At 37.8% G+C, this 1,602-nt stretch carries 1 protein-coding gene and 1 pseudogene; one reads left to right on the top strand and one right to left on the bottom strand.

The annotated features are described in order from the left end of the window. Window positions 1-1,258, bottom strand: a pseudogene (locus Q0370_RS08315) (autotransporter domain-containing protein); the annotation flags it as partial. Window positions 1,259-1,400: 142 nt separating this feature from the next. Between Q0370_RS08315 and Q0370_RS08310 the strand changes: the two are divergent. Next, on the top strand, window positions 1,401-1,602 hold a 202-nt coding region (locus Q0370_RS08310; RefSeq protein ID WP_299574526.1), incomplete at its 3' end, for a hypothetical protein.

Raw genomic sequence — 1,602 nt, 5'->3', positions numbered from 1 at the left:
CTATAACTACGCCGATTGCATCTTTTGGAGTTCCAACAGTAGTTATTGTACCGCTGTTTGTACCTTTAGAACCATTTGCCAAGTACATTCCGATACCGCCATCCTTAGTGATGCTGATAGTTCCTTTGTTTTCTAAAGTGTTTCCGTTGATTCCTGCCATACCGATTGAATCTTTACCGATTTCTATAATTCCGTTGTTTATCATTTTTGCATTTGGATTATCGCTGTACATTCCCATGCTTGGGTTGTTTCTGTCAGATGAATCACCTATTCTAATTTTTCCAGTAGAACCAAAATATTTTTGATTTTCTACATTATAGGCACCATCTCCGCCAGCATAGATTCCGATTGACTTATCTCCATAAAGATTGATTTCCCCAACACTTCCAATTACATCTTGTGGAGTATCTGAAGCTGCAGGATCTTTTTTCTGGTTACGGACATTTGACCACATTCCGATTACATTAGTTGCTGTACTTTCAATTTTTCCATTGCTTAAATTTGTAATAAATCCTTTGTTGTCATAGTAAGGCTTGTCCATATACATTCCTGTTGAATTTTCCCCAAGGAGAATCTCTCCATCGTTTCTTGCAGAGTTGTGCGGAATAGGAGCAGAAGGTCCAAGCAGTCCATAGTCAAATTCAGATTCTGCACTCCAGTAAACCGCAACAGAGTTTTTACCAACAGAAATTTTTCCACGGTTATCAAAGTTTGACGCAGTACCGTATGCTCCGATTGAGTTGCTACCTTTCATATCGATAGTACCACGGTTATAGTTCATATCGTTTGGAACAAATTCATATTCAAATCCATACAGTCCTTTAATTCCAATTTGATTGTCTTTTGTTCCAGTAATTGTTTTACCAGAATTAATAGTGAAAGTAGAATTTGTAACATCTACTTTATTATACAAGTCGTTAGGGTCATCCAAGTTTACATCCTTGTCTACAAAAAGTCTGGAATTATCAAATTTAACCAGTTTATAGCCAGTACCATTAATTGTTGGTCTTTGATTTGCAGGAATTTTGGCAAGAAGATTTGAAACATCAGTTTTAGACAATTCTACCTCAACACCTTTAAGTACGAACAAATATGAATTAGGCTCCATATTGAATGTCAATTTATCAGCATTGTTTATAAGTTTTGTGAAATAATGCTTAACGGCTTCCTGAGGATCTGTAAAAAAGTGTGTGTTTCCACTGTAAACGCTATTTCCTTCAAAAAATGCCATTGCTCCTCCGCCTGCTTTTACATCCATTGTTGTTGGAACAGCTATAGTAAGAGGTTTTGTAGCCGAACGATTCAAGTAAAATCCAATTTCCCTGTCTTTGACTTCATAGTGATTTTTACTGGCAGTTTTAGGTATGTCCAGTTTTTCTCCAGCAATGTTATATGCAAAAATGTCTAATTCCGAATTAGGAATTGCACCGAGATTTACCTTTTGGAATCTCGCATCAGTGCTTACTGTTGGAGCGCCAGGAGTTGACGGATTAGCAGGATTAGCAGGATTTGATGGCGTAACGGACCCGTTATTTCCACCGTTTCCAGGAACAGACGGATTGGCGGGAGCAGCAGGGGTATTTTTGTTCTTTAGATCGGAAG

It is taken from the genome of uncultured Leptotrichia sp. (assembly GCF_938036635.1).
Classification (GTDB): domain Bacteria; phylum Fusobacteriota; class Fusobacteriia; order Fusobacteriales; family Leptotrichiaceae; genus Leptotrichia; species Leptotrichia hongkongensis.
Note: the sequence above shows the minus strand (reverse complement) of the source record. Positions and strands in the feature narration are given on the sequence as shown.